This is a genomic window from Acinetobacter seifertii (genome assembly GCF_000368065.1).
GTDB classification, from domain to species: Bacteria; Pseudomonadota; Gammaproteobacteria; order Pseudomonadales; family Moraxellaceae; genus Acinetobacter; species Acinetobacter seifertii.
The window spans coordinates 1,987,221-2,003,959 of sequence record NZ_KB851200.1 but is presented as its reverse complement, the minus strand read 5'-3'; the positions used below and the strand labels follow the sequence as shown (position 1 = coordinate 2,003,959).

12 protein-coding genes and 1 tRNA gene are annotated in these 16,739 nt (G+C 38.9%); 8 read left to right on the top strand and 5 right to left on the bottom strand.

What is annotated here, in order from left to right; translation table 11 throughout:
• Positions 1-219 precede the first annotated feature (219 nt).
• The 6 genes from F985_RS16920 (at position 220) to F985_RS16895 (ending at position 10,375) form a co-directional block, all read left to right on the top strand.
• Positions 220-3,435, top strand: a complete 3,216-nt coding sequence (locus tag F985_RS16920) for a lytic transglycosylase (RefSeq protein WP_004702987.1) — start codon at positions 220-222, stop codon at positions 3,433-3,435.
• Positions 3,436-3,450: 15 nt separating this feature from the next.
• Positions 3,451-5,286: an extracellular solute-binding protein gene (locus F985_RS16915; RefSeq protein WP_004702986.1), complete on the top strand. Its 1,836-nt coding sequence runs from the start codon at positions 3,451-3,453 to the stop codon at positions 5,284-5,286.
• A gap of 29 nt (positions 5,287-5,315) precedes the next feature.
• Positions 5,316-6,368 carry an ABC transporter permease subunit gene (locus tag F985_RS16910; RefSeq protein WP_004702985.1) on the top strand — a complete coding sequence of 351 codons (1,053 nt, stop codon included), beginning with the start codon at positions 5,316-5,318 and terminating at the stop codon, positions 6,366-6,368.
• Positions 6,368-7,378 (top strand): ABC transporter permease, encoded by a 1,011-nt coding sequence (locus F985_RS16905; RefSeq protein ID WP_004702984.1) that lies wholly within the window; start codon positions 6,368-6,370, stop codon positions 7,376-7,378. Before F985_RS16910 ends, F985_RS16905 begins: the two co-directional genes overlap by 1 nt.
• Positions 7,356-8,945 carry an ABC transporter ATP-binding protein gene (locus F985_RS16900; protein ID WP_004702983.1) on the top strand — a complete coding sequence of 530 codons (1,590 nt, stop codon included), beginning with the start codon at positions 7,356-7,358 and terminating at the stop codon, positions 8,943-8,945. Before F985_RS16905 ends, F985_RS16900 begins: the two co-directional genes overlap by 23 nt.
• Before the next feature lie 185 nt (positions 8,946-9,130).
• Positions 9,131-10,375, top strand: coding sequence for an NADH:flavin oxidoreductase/NADH oxidase family protein (locus F985_RS16895; protein WP_004702981.1), 1,245 nt, complete (start codon positions 9,131-9,133; stop codon positions 10,373-10,375).
• Between the two features lie 5 nt (positions 10,376-10,380).
• Here the strand turns inward: F985_RS16895 and F985_RS16890 are convergent, their stop codons facing one another.
• On the bottom strand, positions 10,381-11,064 hold the full coding sequence (locus F985_RS16890; RefSeq protein WP_004702979.1) for a glutathione binding-like protein: 684 nt from the start codon (positions 11,062-11,064) through the stop codon (positions 10,381-10,383).
• 333 nt (positions 11,065-11,397) lie between these two features.
• Between F985_RS16890 and F985_RS16885 the strand changes: the two genes are divergently transcribed.
• On the top strand, positions 11,398-11,985 hold the full coding sequence (locus tag F985_RS16885) for a DUF2726 domain-containing protein (RefSeq protein WP_004702977.1): 588 nt from the start codon (positions 11,398-11,400) through the stop codon (positions 11,983-11,985).
• 85 nt (positions 11,986-12,070) lie between these two features.
• On the opposite strand, the gene F985_RS16880 is transcribed toward F985_RS16885, so the two are convergent.
• From F985_RS16880 to pyrC, 3 genes are all read right to left on the bottom strand, one after another.
• Positions 12,071-12,146, bottom strand: a tRNA-Glu gene (locus tag F985_RS16880).
• 18 nt (positions 12,147-12,164) lie between these two features.
• A complete protein-coding gene (rnt, locus tag F985_RS16875) occupies positions 12,165-12,827 on the bottom strand; it encodes a ribonuclease T (RefSeq protein ID WP_004702976.1) in 663 nt (220 codons plus the stop codon).
• Positions 12,812-13,846 (bottom strand): dihydroorotase, encoded by a 1,035-nt coding sequence (gene pyrC, locus F985_RS16870; protein ID WP_004702973.1) that lies wholly within the window; start codon positions 13,844-13,846, stop codon positions 12,812-12,814. Before pyrC ends, rnt begins: the two co-directional genes overlap by 16 nt.
• Before the next feature lie 149 nt (positions 13,847-13,995).
• On the opposite strand from pyrC, the gene F985_RS16865 reads away from it, so the two are divergent.
• Positions 13,996-15,258 (top strand): diguanylate cyclase, encoded by a 1,263-nt coding sequence (locus F985_RS16865; protein WP_004702970.1) that lies wholly within the window; start codon positions 13,996-13,998, stop codon positions 15,256-15,258.
• Between the two features lie 60 nt (positions 15,259-15,318).
• Here F985_RS16865 and argG read toward each other — a convergent pair whose 3' ends face one another.
• Complete coding sequence (argG, locus tag F985_RS16860) at positions 15,319-16,677, bottom strand: argininosuccinate synthase (RefSeq protein WP_085945707.1); 1,359 nt, start codon at positions 16,675-16,677, stop codon at positions 15,319-15,321.
• Positions 16,678-16,739 lie beyond the last annotated feature (62 nt).

Here is a 16,739-nt window from a genome sequence, read left to right as displayed (position 1 = left end):
AACTGAAAGAAAAAGAGCTGAATATGGTGTATTGTATACGCAAAAAGTTCGGTTCCATCGTTACAAAGCAAGCTTTTTTTAATTTCTTGTAACATTTCCATGCAAATGACATTAAATTATTGCCTTGTCTATCTTGCATGCTTTACTACAATGGCATCGAAGACCTAGGGTTTGTGGGCAGACCCCAAGAAATATTACGCGAGTTGTTTGGAAGTTTTTATGTATAAACCAACCACATTTGTGTGGCAGCCATCTGCAGCATCATTATTCAAAATTACAGTCCTTAGCTCTGCTTTAGCTGCGTTGGGTATTACAACAGGCTGTTCTTCGACTCCGCAATCTGCAAAAACCTCGAAAACAAAACAGGTTAGTGGAGCAGGTTATCTTGATGCAAGTAGTCTAGACTCGTTAGAAGATTTACTTTCAGCAACTGATATGCGTGCTGTAGAGGGTGACCGTCTACTTATTTTAAAACACGGTGATGTTTGGAAACGTATGGCTGTCGGCTTTAAAATGGATCTCGATCACTGGGATCCACGTATTGAAGCGCAGCGTAGTTGGTTTATTTCACGTCAGCCCTACCTTGACCGTTTAAGTGCTCGCGCAAGTCGTTATTTATATCATACTGTTAAAGAAGCAGAACGCCGTGGTCTTCCAACTGAACTTGCGTTATTACCAGTAATTGAAAGCTCGTATGACCCTGCTGCAACAAGTAGTGCGGCAGCAGCAGGTTTATGGCAGTTTATTCCAAGTACTGGCCGTATTTATGGTTTACAACAAACGGGCATGTATGATGGTCGTCGTGACGTTGTTGAGTCTACACGTGCTGCATATGAGTTTTTAGGTAGCTTATATAACCAGTTCGGTTCATGGGAATTGGCTTTGGCAGCTTATAACGCTGGTCCGGGTCGTATCCAACAGGCGATTAACCGTAACCAAGCTGCGGGTTTACCAACCGATTATTGGTCATTAAAACTTCCACAAGAAACCATGAACTATGTTCCACGTTTCTTGGCAGTTGCACAAATTATTAAAAATCCACGTGCTTACGGGGTTTCATTACCACCAATTGCGAACAGACCCCACTTCCGTGAAGTGACATTGTCTGCGCCGTTGTCTTTAAATGAAATTGCATCGGTTAGTGGTCTTAGCCGTGCCGAGTTATATGCATTAAACCCGGGTTATCGTGGTGAAACAGTAGACCCTGCAAGCCCAATGCGTATTTTAATTCCTGCTGATATTAGCCCTTCAGTGGATAATAAATTAAAAGGAATGAAATCTGGTGGTGGTTCAGGTTGGTGGGCAAATGTCACATCGCCATCTAAGCCAACTACAACGACTTCAACCTCGGTCACTGTTAAAACATCACCAGCGACTCAAGTTCAGCCTGTAAGACCTACGACTCCTACAAGAACAACGGGCAGTTCTGTCTCGGTAAAAACCTCAACACCACGTGGTTCTGATGCTTTAGCTGCTTTTGCAGCCTCAGCTGATGTGCCAAGTGCACCTCGTATTCCAGTTGCAGTGACACCTGCGACCAATGTTAAGCCAGTAAGAACAGAACCGCCAATTTCAGCAGTTGAACGTGAGAAAATTTTAGCGGCTGTTCGTGCTGAAGGTGAGAAAGAAACTGTTGAGCAAGCTTTACAACCACAAGCCACTCAAGCTGAAAAAGACCAAGTGGTTGCTGAGTTAAAGGCAATTGCACCGCAAGGTACCGAAATTGTTGATCCTTACGATGGCAAAATTAAGTTAACTGCGATTCAGACAAGTCAATCCGTTGCTGAACAGCAAGGTAAAGAGTTAAGTAAGGGCTTTGCTTATCCAAAAACGTTAACTGAAGATGCAAGTGTTGCAAACTCTGAAGAAGCACAGCGCAATAAAGATAAGCCTTACATTAAAACCGATACTGATGTTGTCGTTGTACAACCTAAAGGCAAGCGTAGTACCTATACTGTACAGCCGGGCGATACATTAGCAATTATTGCGATGAAAAATGGGGTCAACTGGCGTGATGTTGCCAAGTGGAACCAGATTGATCCAGAAAAGACTCTATTTGTAGGAACTAGCCTGTATTTATACGATGCTAAACCACAAGACGTTGAGTCTACGGCTAAATCAACAGTTAAACCTGATGTTTACGTCGTTCAAGCAAATGACAGTTTAACAGGCGTGGCAAATCAATTTAATTTGTCTGTGAAACAGCTTGCTGAATATAACGATTTATCTGTCAGTGATGGTCTATTTGTTGGTCAAAAGCTGCATTTGAAAGAGCCTAAAGGCAACCGTAATTCGGCTAAGGCTGAACCTAAAGCTGTTCAGGCAAGTACACGTCGTATTGCAACAAAGAGTTATACAGTTAAACGTGGCGAATACTTAAAGTTAATTGCAGATCGTTATGCATTATCTAATCAGGAATTGGCAGAGTTAACACCAGGGTTATCAGCTGGTAGTAATTTAATGGCTGGTCAGAAAATTAATGTACCTACAAAAGAAGTTGCTGTTGATGAATCTGATGACAACAAAGCTTCTGGAAAGTATGAAAAACTTGCAGCAGGGCCATCATACAAGACTGAAAGCTATAAGGTGCAACGTGGTGATACATTATCAAGCATTGCGACCAAGTCTAAAATTAGCTTAGCTGAACTTGCAGAACTGAATAACTTAAAAGCGAGTAGCCATGTCCAGCTTGGCCAAAACTTGAAAGTACCTGCAGGTGTAAGTGTTCCTGAACACTATGTTGTGCAGTCTGGTGATAGCTTACATGCGATTGCGTCTAAATATAACTTACAAACCAGTTATTTGGCCGATTTAAACGGATTATCACGTACAGCAGGTGTTCGTGCTGGTCAGCGTTTAAAATTGACAGGTGAGGTTGAAACACCGAGCAAGGCTGCTACTAAAAATGCTAAAGATGAAACACCAGATACTTACACCGTTAAGTCTGGTGATAACTTACGAAGCATCGCTAGCCGTTATCATTTACAGTTAGATTATCTAACTGCATTAAATGGCTTGTCTCGTAACAGCACTGTACGTGTTGGTCAGCATTTAAAACTAACAGGTGATGTGCCTGTAGAAACAGCGAAAGCTGATACCGCAAAATCATCTGCTAAACCTGTTGCAGCAGGTAAAAATACTGAAAAGTATACGGTTAAAGCAGGCGAGTCGTTAAATGCGATTGCGAGTCGTGCAGGTATTTCAGTTCGTGAACTTGCTGAAATGAATGCATTAAAAGCAAATGCTAGTCTACAGCGCGGTCAAAATATTGTGATTCCAAAAACTGTAGTGGAATACAAAGTTAAACGTGGCGACACTTTAATTGGTCTTGCAAGTAAATATGGTCTAGAAACCAGTTTACTCGCGGAACTCAATAACCTAACACCGTCGACGCAATTGCGTATTGGCGATATCATAAAAGTGCCTAATTTATAGAATAATTAGAACTTTATGCAAAAGTTATATTGTCAACTGAGCCTGCTAGTCGGGCTCAGTGTCTTTTCGCAAGTTGTATTCTCTGCACAGCAAACCACGCCGTATATTGCAATTCATTCTAAGCCTAAATATTTAACAATGGCTGCTATGCCTTATGCCAATCCAAACGCACCTAAGGGTGGAGTGTTGAGTCAGGCCGCGCAAGGGACATTTGATAATTTAAATAGCATGAATGGTAAGGGGAGCGCGACAGAAGGGGTAAATTATCTTTTTGATACTTTAATGACTCAGTCACTCGATGAAGTTGGGGTTTTATATCCACTTTTAGCCGAGAAAGTTTCGTATGACCCAGAAAGAACCCAATCCGTTACTTTTTATTTAAATCCTAAAGCTCGTTTTAGTAATGGTCAGCCCTTAACAGCAACAGACGTAAAATTTAGCTTTGATGTTTATCAAACTAAATCTAATTTTGGCCTACAAATGTATCTTGCTGACTTGGCAAAAACAGAAGTCATTAACCCACATCAAGTTAAATTCACTTTTAAGTCTAGTCATAATCCTAAAATGCCATTTGTTGTGGCGAGCTTACCGATTTACTCAAAAGCAGATTGGCAGAACCGTGACTTTACTCGTATTACCTTGCAACCGATTGTAGGTTCAGGGCCGTATGTGATTGAGAAGATTGATGCTGGACGTAGTATTAGCTATAAACGAAATCCGAATTATTGGGCAAAAGATTTGCCTATTAACAAAGGCCGTTATAACTTCGACCATTTAAAATATGTTTATTATCGAAATTGGGATATCGCATTCGAAGGTTTTAAATCTGGGCAATATACCTTGCATGAAGAAACTAATCCTAAAAAATGGGTCACTGACTACAAGTTTCCAGCGGTAAAAGCAGGTTTAGTCACTCTATATAAATTTAGACACCATAACCCGATTGCAACTGAAAGTTATGTGTTTAATACACGACGAAAACCTTTAAACGATATTCGCTTTAGACAAGCTTTAACCTATGCCTATGATTTTGAATGGCAGAACAAAGCTTTGTTTTATGGACAGTATCAAAGACTGCAAAGTTATTTTGAAAATAGTGAGTTGGCCGCAACTGGTCTCCCTTCAAAGAGTGAACTCACGATATTAAAACCACTTTTACCAAAGCTTTCTCCAGTCATGCAAAAAGCTATCTTGGCAGACTGGAAATATCCAGTTTCGGACGCTAGTGGTTTTAACCGTCAAAATTTATTAATCGCAAGACAATTACTCATTCAGGCAGGCTATAAAATTAAAGAAGGGCAGTTATATACTCCCGAAGGCAAGCCTGTACAAATTGAGTTTCTTATTCAGCAAGATGGCAAACAAAGAACACTCATGCTATTTGTAAGAAATTTAAAAAAATTAGGAATTAATATTAATTTACGGCAAGTCGATGCACCGCAATATTTAGAACGGATACGCCGTTATGATTTTGACATGACCACCATGAACTTGCCGCAATCTTTAAATCCGGGCAATGAACAGGCCCAGTTCTGGGGCAGCGCAGCAGCCATTCAAGATGGCAACTATAACTACGCTGGTATTCGTAATCCGGTTATTGATGAAGTCATTTCAAAACTGGTCACTGCTAAAGACCGTGAACAGCAAATTACTTATACTCATGTTCTTGATCGATTACTTCGTGCAGGGTATTACCAAATTCCGACTTATGGAAAAGGGGAATATTGGTATGCATACTGGAATATGTATCAGCAACCTAAAGTGAAACCCGTGCTCTCTGCTGGTATAGAGTATTGGTGGAGTAATCCAAACCAAGCCAAAAAAGTTGCCCAATATTTATATCAACAATAAAAGCACGTACCTAAAGGAAATCCTGTTATATGGGTTCATATATTCTGAAGCGACTTCTTTTAATGATTCCAACGTTGTTCATTATTTTATTGATCAACTTTGTGGTCGTGCAAATTGCGCCGGGTGGACCTGTAGAACAAGCAATCCATGAGGTAGAAAGTGGCGTAGGAGCAGGGCGGATATTAGGTACTGAAATGTACTATCAAGGTGCTAAAGGATTAAGCCCCGAAATGGTAGAGCAAATTAAAGCACAATACGGTTTTGACCATCCTCCAGTAGAACGTTTCTTGTTGATGTTAAAAGGTTATTTAACTCTAGACTTTGGACAAAGCTTTTTTAAAGATAAACCAGTAGTTGAGTTGCTTTGGGAAAAAATGCCTGTGTCGATCTCGATTGGGCTATGGAGCACTTTGCTAATTTATCTTATTTCAATTCCACTTGGAATTAAAAAAGGGAAGCAACAAAGTTCTTGGTTTGACCGCTCAACTTCATTGTTACTCGTAGTGGGTTATGCGGTGCCAAGTTTTGTATTTGCTATATTACTTATTGTCTTTTTTGCGGGTGGGTCATATTTTCACTGGTTTCCATTGCAAAACCTAGTATCAGATAACTTTCATCAATTGAGTTTTTTCGGAAAAATTACGGACTACTTATGGCACATGACGTTGCCGCTTATTACCATGGTGTTGGGTGGTTTTGCGAGTCTAACCTATTTAACCAAATATTCATTTTTAGAAGAGCTTAATAAACCTTATGTCTTGGCAGCTTATGCAAAAGGTTTAAATAGCCAGCAAGTTTTATATAAACATGTATTTCGTAATGCCATTTTAGTGGTTCTTGCTGGATTGCCAGAGGCTTTAGCAGGCATTTTCTTTGTGGGAAATCTTTTTATTGAAATTATTTTTCATCTAGATGGTGTCGGTTTATTAGGCTTTGAAGCCATTGTTCAGCGAGACTATCCAGTTATTTTTGGCGTATTGTTTTTCTTCACGCTGTTTAGTCTGCTTTTACGACTTATTTGCGATGTGCTGTATCAATGGATTGATCCGCGTATTCACTTTGATGCACAAGGAGGCAAATAGTGTCTTTTATTGTGCGATCACGACTGCAAAATTTTAGGCAACATAAATTAGGGTGGGCAAGCTTTATCTTGTTTAGCCTCATTTTAGTGATTTCATTGGCTGCTGAACTCATTGCTAACGATAAACCATTGCTAGTGAAATATGAGGACGCTTATTATTTGCCTGTTTTTAAGGTATATCCCGAAACCACTTTTGGTGGCGTATTTGAAACAGAAGCAGATTATAAAGACCCTGCTGTACAAGAGCTTATTAATCATAAAGGTTGGGCGATTTGGCCGCTCATTCAATTTTCTTATCAGACACCTAATTTAGACTTAGCTGTACCTGTGCCATCGCCACCTTCTAAACAGAATTGGTTAGGAACAGATGACCAAGGGCGAGACGTACTGGCACGTATTCTTTATGGACTTAGAGTTTCATTACTTTTTGGTTTAGCTTTAACAAGTTGTGCAACACTACTAGGCATTTTTGTGGGGGCTATACAAGGCTACTATGGTGGTTGGGTCGATTTGCTAGGACAACGACTAGTAGAAGTCTGGAATGGTTTACCTATGCTGTTTATGGTCATGATTTTGGTCAGTATGTTTACCCCAAATGTATATTGGCTATTTTTTATTATGTTGTTCTTTAGCTGGACTGTGCTTGTGGGAATTGTACGTGCTGAATTTCTAAAAGCGCGTCAACTTGACTATGTCCGTGCGGCTCAAGCTTTAGGTGTAAATGATCGCGGAATTATTTTTAAGCACATTTTGCCAAATGCCATAAGTTCTAGCCTATCGCAATTACCTTTTATTCTGACCACCAATATTATTGCTTTAACCGCACTCGATTTCTTGGGCTATGGCTTACCGCCAGATGCGGCCTCTTTAGGGGAATTGTTGTTGCAAGGTAAAAATAACTTAGATGCACCTTGGTTGGCTTTATCAGGATTTTTTAGCCTTGGTTTTGTGTTGTCATTATTAATTTATATTGGGGAGGCTGCACGCGATGCATTTGACCCAAGAAAATAACTTAAGTGAAGATGCTACCTTGCTAAAAATAGAAAACCTTTCAATCTCTACGCAAGATCAGACTTTATTGGAGGCCCTCAATTTACACTTACGAGCTGGTGATACGCTTGCAATTGTAGGTGAAAGTGGTTCAGGTAAAACAATAAGCTGTTTGACGATGATGGGGTTATTACCAGAAAAATTAAAAACATCTGGTCGTATTATTATTGATTCAAAAAATATTTTAGAAATAGACGAAAAGACTAGAACTTATTTACGTGGCCATCATATTGCCATGATTTTTCAGGAGCCTTCTACGGCTTTAAACCCATTACACCGGGTTGAAAAAATTGTTGGTGAAAATTTTATTTTACAAGGTTGGTCAAAATCGAAAGCTCAGCCGCAAGTGATTCAATTATTAAAAGATGTAGGAATCGCTAATCCTGAGCACATTTTAAAGCGTTATCCGCATGAGCTTTCTGGTGGTCAAAAGCAAAGGATCATGATTGCGGCTGCACTTGCACTTCAACCTAAAATTTTAATTGCAGATGAACCAACTACCGCGCTTGATGTCATTTTACAGACGCAAATTTTAGAATTATTAAAATCTTTGCAAAACAAATATGGCATGGCGCTGATTTTAATTAGCCATGATTTAAATTTGGTGCGCCGTTATGCCAATGAACTCATTGTATTACACAAGGGGCAGGTTGTAGAGCAAGGTCAGCTTGAACAGATCTTTAAAAATCCTGCATCAATTTATACTGAGCAATTGTTAGATCTTAATCTTGGTTTTGCTCAGCCACTTTCCTCCAGTCATAAAATTTTATCTGTTCAACAACTCAATGTTAAATACCCAATTCGGAGTGGTATCTTTAACCGAATTCAAAGTTATACCACTGCTATTGAAAATATAACTTTTGAGCTTACTCAAGGCGAAGCGTTAGGTGTTGTAGGTGAAAGTGGTTCAGGTAAAACCTCATTGGCTTTAGCGCTGGTTCGATTACTCAAAAGTGATGGGCAAATTATCTTTTTAGGGCAAGACATAAACCACTTAGAACAAAAAGCTTTGCGTAAGATTAGGTCAGACTTACAAATTGTTTTCCAAGACCCATTTGGTAGTTTAAACCCACGTATGACAGTAGGGCAGATTATTGCTGAAGGCTTAAAAGTGAAAGCTGTAGCTGATAATGAGATCAAACAGCAAGTTGAATCAGTCTTGGTAAAAGTTGAGTTGGCTGAAGACTTTCAACATCGCTATCCACATGAACTTTCTGGTGGACAACGTCAGCGCGTTGCTCTAGCGCGAGCTTTAGTGGTTCAACCTAAACTTTTAATTTTAGATGAGCCAACATCCGCCTTAGATCGAACCACGCAAAAAGCCATGATTCAATTATTGCGACGTTTGCAGCAGACAGAGCACCTAAGCTATATTTTTATTAGTCATGATTTAAATGTGGTCAAAGCATTGTGTCATAAAGTGATGGTATTGCGACATGCAAAAGTTGTTGAATATCAGCCGACTGAACAGTTATTTAATGATCCTAAAACTGAATATACTAAGCAGTTAATTACGGCGAGTCTTTAATTTATTTAAATAAGTATATGTTTTATAATAATAAATATTGTTTAAATTTTTAATGCAAAAAGTTGCATTTCTCTATACTTTTTAAATTTGACATGTGCTATTGTCAGTTATCGATTTTCCATTGACATGACCTATAACTCATCTAAATTAGAGTAATTGCTCTAAAGTATTAAAAGAGGTTAACCATGAGCCAGATTGCACAACCAATCACGATTCGAAATACCACATTTAAAAACCGAATTATTAAAGGTGCAATGAGTGAGGCACTTGCAAACTATGAGGGGCAGCCAAATGACTTACATTTAGGCCTGTACGGTGCATGGGCTAAAGGTGGTTTAGGCTGTGCGATTACTGGTAATGTGATGGTCAATTTCGAAGCCAAAAACGAACCAGGCGTGGTGGTGGTTGAAACTGAGCGTGACCTAGAGCGTTTAAAAGAATGGGCAGCGGTCGGGAAACAATATGGAATGGTACAGCTTATTCAATTGTCTCATCCAGGTCGTCAGTGCCCTAAAGGCTTAAATAAAGAAACAGTCGCACCTTCGGCAGTTCCTTTTAGTCCAGCTTTAGCAACGATGTTTGGCACTCCACGTGCGCTTACACATGAAGAAATTTTGGATATTATTAAACGCTTTGCAACGGCTGCCAGCATTTGTGAGAAAGCAGGTTTTGAAGGGGTACAGTTACATGGTGCACACGGCTATTTAATTAGCCAGTTTTTATCGCCATTAACCAATAAACGTACAGACCAGTGGGGTGGTTCAGTTGAAAATCGTGCTCGCTTTTTACTAGAAGTCTATAAAGCAGTACGTGAGGCCACTTCAGAGAATTTTATTATTTCAGTTAAGCTTAACTCTGCTGACTTCCAACGCGGTGGTATTAGCGAAGAAGATGTGATTTCGGTATTTAAAGCAGTTGATGAAGCGGGAATTGACTTAATTGAAATTTCAGGTGGAACTTACGAAGCACCAGCAATGGCTGGTGCTAAAGCTGATAAACGTAAGGCAAGTACCATTGCACGCGAAGCATACTTCTTAGACTTCGCTGAAAAAATCCGTCAGCATGTAAAATGTAAACTTATGGTGACAGGCGGCTTCCGTACAGTAGAAGGCATGAATGCTGCTCTAGCAAGTGGGGCATGTGACTTTATTGGTATTGCTCGTCCACTTGCTGTTGAAACAGATTTAACTGACCGTTTAATCGCAGGTCAAGATGTTCGCTATGCTGTAAAACCAATTAAAACAGGTTTACCTTTTGTCGATAAAATGGCGATTATGGAAATTATTTGGTACGCAGCACAATTTAAAGCAATTGGGCAGGGTAAAAAGCCAAATCCCAAACTATCGCCTTTAATTGTGTTTTTAAATTACGCGAAGGGCAATATTAAGGCTGTTGTTCAGGGGCGCGTGAATTCACGTAAGTCTGCATAAGTAAATTACCAAGCAATAGCCCAATAAGTTTGAAAAGTAGAAGCAGACCATTGACCTTTAATTAAAGCATTTTTAAAGGCTGGTCTGTTTTCTATTTGGGTCAGATAACGTTGTATATGTTTAAACTGGCTGTAATTTGGTGAGCAAGCCAATAACGGAAACCACATCAAAATATCAGCAGTAGTAAACTGATCTCCAGCAAACCATAAGTGGTGCTTTAAATGTTTATCGATCATGCTCATGTGTTGTTGTAATGATTGATTGAGATAACCTTGATCGAATCCATATTTTAAAAGCTTTGGAATGAAACGTACTGGAAAAGGCGTACGCTCAGCAATTTGTTGAAAGATTTGTTTGAGTACCAGATCGGGAATGAATGTTGCCTCACAATAATTTTTCCAATAATAAAAATTTTTTAGTTGCTGATTTCCTAAATTATTCTGCCCCAATTGTGGATGTAAATAAGAGAAATAATCTAGGATTGCTGAGGTTTCGGCCAAAATTGAAGATTGCTCGTGTTCAATAATTTCGAGGGTTGGAAATTTTGATAACTGATGCGGCGAGTTATTATTTTCGTCTTCGTCCGAATGATATTTAGTGATGAGCTCATAGTTGAGTCCTAACTCTTCTAAAAACCAAATAATGCGTTGAGAGCGTGAATTTTGTAAATGAAATAATCGAATTTGCATGTCATGTTCAAATTATAGTTTTGATTTAATTTTAGTATAGGGTAGAAAAGAATTTAAGTATAATAAAATATTTATAAATCATAAATTTATAATGTTTTTGAAAGGATTGGCATAGAAATTACTGCTGGTAAAGTTATGGGTCTTAAAACCGATTAGATCTTGATCACCGAAGTTGCTAACATGCCTTATACTGCTGTCTCAAATATGTACAATTATGTTTTAGCCTGCTAAAAGAATAAAATCGTTTCACAGCAGATGGCATAACTAGCCGTTTTTAATTGTATTTTTAAAATCAAAATAGTTTTTATACTTATTTAGTTTAGGGGAAATTCGATGTTTGCGATTGTTGGCATATTTTTAATGGTCATAATGGTATTAGCGATTTTAAGTATTTTAAAGAAAGGGGAAAGCAAAAATAGAAATGCAAAACGTAACCCCATCAAGGGAAAATCTATCATTACTATGAATGAACAACCCACTTTTATGAAATTAAAGGAAGCTTTGCCTGAACATATTATTTTAGCGCAAGTTGCTTTCAGCGCTTTTATGACAGCGCAAGGATATGCGACGCGTAATTTATTTAATCGAAAAGTTGCTGATTTTGTTGTCTTGGATAAAACATTTAATATCGTTGCTATTGTTGAGTTAGATGATTCTAGCCACAAAGGGAAAGAAAAGTTTGATGCAGAACGAGATGCTTTAATTCACGAAGCAGGTTTTAAAGTCATACGTTATAAACGAACACCAGAACTAGTACAAATACATCGTGATTTTAATATTACATCAAGTTCATTAGCTCAAGTTTCAATAGAACCAGATTTAACAAAAACAAAGTTAGTTGCTGATGCAATAATCATTGAGAGAGATGATCCAAATATACAACCCACTCAACATATTGATGAAGTAAAGTTGAAGTCTTGATTTTGGAAATAAAAAATTTATCTCATGGATGGAATTTGAAGTGAGATAAAATAATTTGAAGCGATGATTCTTTATAGAAAGAATATGGCGTCCCTACGGGGATTCGAACCCCGGTTACCGCCGTGAAAGGGCGATGTCCTAGGCCTCTAGACGATAGGGACGTTGAGGATGGCGGTATCTTAAGAAGCCGCCACTAAACTGTCAAGTAGGTAAGGAGACAGTTTGTTCAAAATATAGCAAAACAGTTCAGCAGTCTTCTGAGTATCGTATAAAGCAGAGTGTGCTTCTTTACCATCGAACTCAATTCCAGCTTGAATACATGCTTTAGCAAGCACGGTTTGTCCAAACATAACTGCACTTAAAGTAACCGTATCCATGACTGAAAAACTATGAAATGGGTTTTGGTTTTTCGTGCTTGTACGTGCAATTGCTGCTTGTAAAAAACCAAGGTCAAAATGTGCGTTATGACCTACAAGTACTGCATGAGTACAATGTTGTTGTTTACGAACTTCATTGACCGATTTAAAAATACGACGTAGCGCAGTTCTCTCGTCTTCAGCCATTGCTATACGCATTGGATTGAATGGATCAATACCAATAAAGTCGAGCGAACGGCGATCGAGGTTTGCACCTTCAAACGGATTAATATGTGCATGAAATGCAGGACCAGGGACAAATTGTCCCTGAGCATCATACACAATTGGAATGCACGCGATTTCTAGCAATGCATCTGTCTGGGCATTAAAACCTGCCGTTTCAACATCGACAACAACAGGTAAGAAGCCACGAAAACGTTGGCCAATGACCGGGACAGAATTTTCTTGTGTCACACTTTTCTCCATTGCAGCGTTTTCCCGGCATGCAGCGGGATAATTTTCTGATCATCTAAATAATCAAAAGATTCGGGAACGAGGTTGTCTTCTTTAACCAAAGTAATGGTAGAAGTATTACGTGGTAGACCGTAGAAGTCTGCACCAAAGTGGCTTGCAAATCCTTCTAAACGCTCTAATTTACCAACTTGATCAAAAGCTTGTGCATAAAGCTCAATTGCATTAGGTGCACTATAGCAGCCTGCACAGCCACAAGCATTCTCTTTTGCGTTTTGTGCATGAGGGGCACTATCTGTACCTAAGAAAAACTTAGGATTACCGCTTGTCGCAACTTCAAGTAAAGTCGTTTGATGTGTTTGACGTTTTAAAATTGGTAAGCAGTAAAAGTGCGGTTTAACACCACCAACCAACATATCATTGCGGTTAAATAATAAATGCTGAGGAGTGATTGTTGCTGCAACATTACGGTCTTGTTCTAAAACAAAGTGTGCTGCATCACTTGTCGTAATGTGTTCAAGCACAACTTTAAGTTTCGGGAACTGTTTCAATAATGGTGATAATACCTCATCTAGGAAGCGTTTTTCACGATCAAAAATATCTACATGATTGTGAGTCACTTCACCATGAAGCAATAACGGCACTTGATGCTCTTCTAATTGCTCAATGACTGCATAAACCTTACGAATGTCACTCACGCCATTGTCTGAGTTTGTAGTCGCACCCGCAGGGTAAAGTTTAATTGCATTTACATGTTCTGATTCTTTAATTTTACGAACTTCATCTGGTGAAGTGTGATCAGTAAAATAAAGCACCATGCGAGGGTCAAAATGATTACCTTCTGGAACATGCGCAAGAATACGTTCACGATAAGCTAAAGCTTCATCCACTGTTTTTACAGGCGGTACAAGGTTAGGCATACAAATCGCGCGAGCGAACTGTTTAGCCAAATCTGGAACAGTACGTTTTAATGCTAAACCATCACGTAAATGTGCATGCCAATCATCTGGCTGGAGCAGGGTAATAGAGTTCAAGGCAGTTCAAACTTCGAAATAAAACAAATGATAATCGATAAAGTGTGAAAATGGTAACGAGAATTACGGACAAATGGCAAAATAAAGCGCAGGGAGCTTTAAAAAATAATGTTATATTTTGTTAACGCGGAATATGTGAGAATCGACTAGTGGCAAATAGGGGAAATGTACATCAATTACTCAAATCTAAAGAAGAAATCGAGTATTTGGTTACTCTACATACCCATCGTTATGCCAATATGCCTTTGCCAAAACAACTTGAAAAAAAATTCTGGCTTTTAAACCTCGATCGAACTCGGCAAAACATCTCAAAATTTTTAGCAAGTGGCGTACTCACTTATATCATTTTTATTTTACTGGTGTTGCCGACAGACTACTTTGTAATCGGGGTGCCTTATATAACTTTAGATTTCGTCTACTGTTTGTTAAGTGCAATGAATATTGCATTTGCACTTTTAGTATTTTGGGTATTTGCTAGGTTTAAAAAACTCTCTAAGCATTTTTATTTTGCTGCCTGTAGCATTGTTTTTTTATCAATTATTACAAGTGCCATGCTGTTGCTCAGTGTTGGAAATATGGCTCTTAAAAATCAGTCGATGTTGCTTCTTTCATTTTTATATATGCTTGGGTTTATTTTGAGCGGCATAAAACCTTTGCATATGCTTTATGTTGGCTTATCGGCGGCAATATTGGTTTTTGTGTTACTCATTTTATTAAATGTGAACTGTGACTATATTGCACTTGGGCGTGCTTTGTTTGGTAGTTGTATTTTGGGTTTTTCTATAAGCACCATGCTTATTTCAAGAGAGCGCAGTCTTTTTTTAAATAATCAGCTTGCTGAAATTAATGAACAAATTTTACGTATTGAAGCATCTGAATTGCTTCAATTAAGCCAGCAAGATGCGCTAACTCAAATTTCAAACCGTCGTACTTTTGACGAAATGTTTGATTTTTACTATTACCGTGCGAATCAAGAAAAACGTCCTTTAGCTGTCTTATTTATTGATATTGATTTTTTTAAAAACTATAACGATTTTTATGGGCATCAGATGGGGGATAAGGTTATTTCATCTATTGCTTCTGCAATTAAAAACTCAATTCGCCATGTCGACTTTGTCGCACGCTATGGAGGTGAAGAGTTTGTCGTACTTTTACCTGAAACACCGGCACAGGGTGCTTATTCAGTGGCAGCAAATATTTATAAAGCGATAGAGCGCCAAGCTATTCCACATGCTGCTTCCTTAGTTTCGAAATATGTCACCATTAGTCTAGGTTTTACTGTATATACAGGTGGGCTAAAAATGGGGCAAGATGAATTAATTCATGCCGCAGATCAGGCTTTATATCGAGCAAAGCAGCTTGGTCGTAACCAAATTTATTATCAACCCTTACAAATTGTAGAAACTGCCTGACTTAATTTTAAATATAGAAAAGCCACCTATAGAGGTGGCTCTTTTGACGTCATAAGAAAATTATTTTTTCTTACTGTCTAATTGAGGAATAGCAGAACCTTGACCGATTGAAAGTAAACCAGCATCTGTATAGATACCAAGTTTTGCACGTGTATCGGTAATATCGAGGTTACGCATAGTCAACTGACCAATACGGTCCATTGGCGTAAACATTGAATCGCCTTTTTCCATTGTTAAACGTTCAGCTTCGTACGTTAAGTTTGGAGATTCAGTGTTCATGATGGTGTAGTCATTACCACGACGAAGTTCAAGAGTCACTTCACCAGTAATCGCTTTAGCAACCCAACGCTGTGCAGTTTCACGCAACATAAGTGCTTGAGAGTCGAACCAACGACCTTGGTAAAGTAAACGACCTAAACGTAAACCATTAATGCGGTATTGTTCGATCGTATCTTCGTTATGAATACCTGTAACCAAACGCTCATAAGCAATATGAAGAAGGGCCATACCCGGTGCTTCATAAATACCGCGAGATTTTGCTTCGATAATACGGTTTTCGATTTGGTCAGACATACCTAAACCATGGCGACCACCAATACGGTTTGCTTCAAGAATAAGTTCAACTGGATTGTTAAAAGTTTGACCGTTTAACGCAACAGGTACACCTTCTTCAAAACGTACAGTGACTTCTTCTGGTTTGATTTCAACTTCATCTTTCCAGAAAGCAACGCCCATAATTGGATCAACGATTTTGATACCAGCATTTAGGTATTCAAGATCTTTTGCTTCGTGAGTTGCGCCCAACATGTTTGAGTCAGTTGAGTACGCTTTCTCTTTTGACATTTTGTAGTCAAAACCGTTGTCGATGAGGAACTGTGACATTTCTGCACGGCCACCAAGCTCATCAATAAAGTTTTGATCTAACCAAGGCTTATAAATTTTAAGATTTGGGTTAGTCAACAAACCATAACGATAGAAACGTTCAATATCGTTACCTTTATAAGTTGAACCGTCACCCCAGATGTTTACGTCATCTTCTTTCATTGCAGTAACGAGCATAGTACCTGTTACTGCACGACCGAGTGGAGTCGTATTGAAATAAGGAACGCCACCTGTACTGATATGGAATGCACCACACTGAATTGCAGCAATACCTTCAAGCGCCAATTGTAAGCGGCAGTCAATTAAGCGAGCTTTTACAGCGCCATATTGTTCTGCTTTCTTTGGAATTGCATCGTAGTCATCTTCATCTGGCTGGCCTAAGTTTGCAGTATATGCATAAGGCTCAGCGCCTTTTTGTTTCATCCACAATAAAGCAGCTGAAGTGTCTAGACCACCGGAGAAGGCAATCCCAACTTTTTTGCCTACTGGTACATGCTGCAAGATAGTTGCATTATCAGTCATTGCTAATCCTAACATTTATGAAAAAGACCCCGTTGAGGTGGTCTCGAGAATTCTGAATGGCGGCTATTGTAGCACTA

What these genes read in the sequence shown, in the direction of transcription:
- F985_RS16915 (WP_004702986.1), top strand. Translation starts at nt 3,451, where the DNA reads ATGCAAAAGTTATATTGTCAACTGAGCCTGCTAGTCGGGCTCAGTGTC.
- F985_RS16910 (WP_004702985.1), top strand. Translation starts at nt 5,316, where the DNA reads ATGGGTTCATATATTCTGAAGCGACTTCTTTTAATGATTCCAACGTTG.
- F985_RS16885 (WP_004702977.1), top strand. Translation starts at nt 11,398, where the DNA reads ATGTTTGCGATTGTTGGCATATTTTTAATGGTCATAATGGTATTAGCG.
- argG (WP_085945707.1), bottom strand. Translation starts at nt 16,677, where the DNA reads ATGTTAGGATTAGCAATGACTGATAATGCAACTATCTTGCAGCATGTA.
- rnt (WP_004702976.1), bottom strand. Translation starts at nt 12,827, where the DNA reads ATGGAGAAAAGTGTGACACAAGAAAATTCTGTCCCGGTCATTGGCCAA.
- F985_RS16920 (WP_004702987.1), top strand. Translation starts at nt 220, where the DNA reads ATGTATAAACCAACCACATTTGTGTGGCAGCCATCTGCAGCATCATTA.
- F985_RS16895 (WP_004702981.1), top strand. Translation starts at nt 9,131, where the DNA reads ATGAGCCAGATTGCACAACCAATCACGATTCGAAATACCACATTTAAA.
- F985_RS16890 (WP_004702979.1), bottom strand. Translation starts at nt 11,064, where the DNA reads ATGCAAATTCGATTATTTCATTTACAAAATTCACGCTCTCAACGCATT.
- F985_RS16900 (WP_004702983.1), top strand. Translation starts at nt 7,356, where the DNA reads ATGCATTTGACCCAAGAAAATAACTTAAGTGAAGATGCTACCTTGCTA.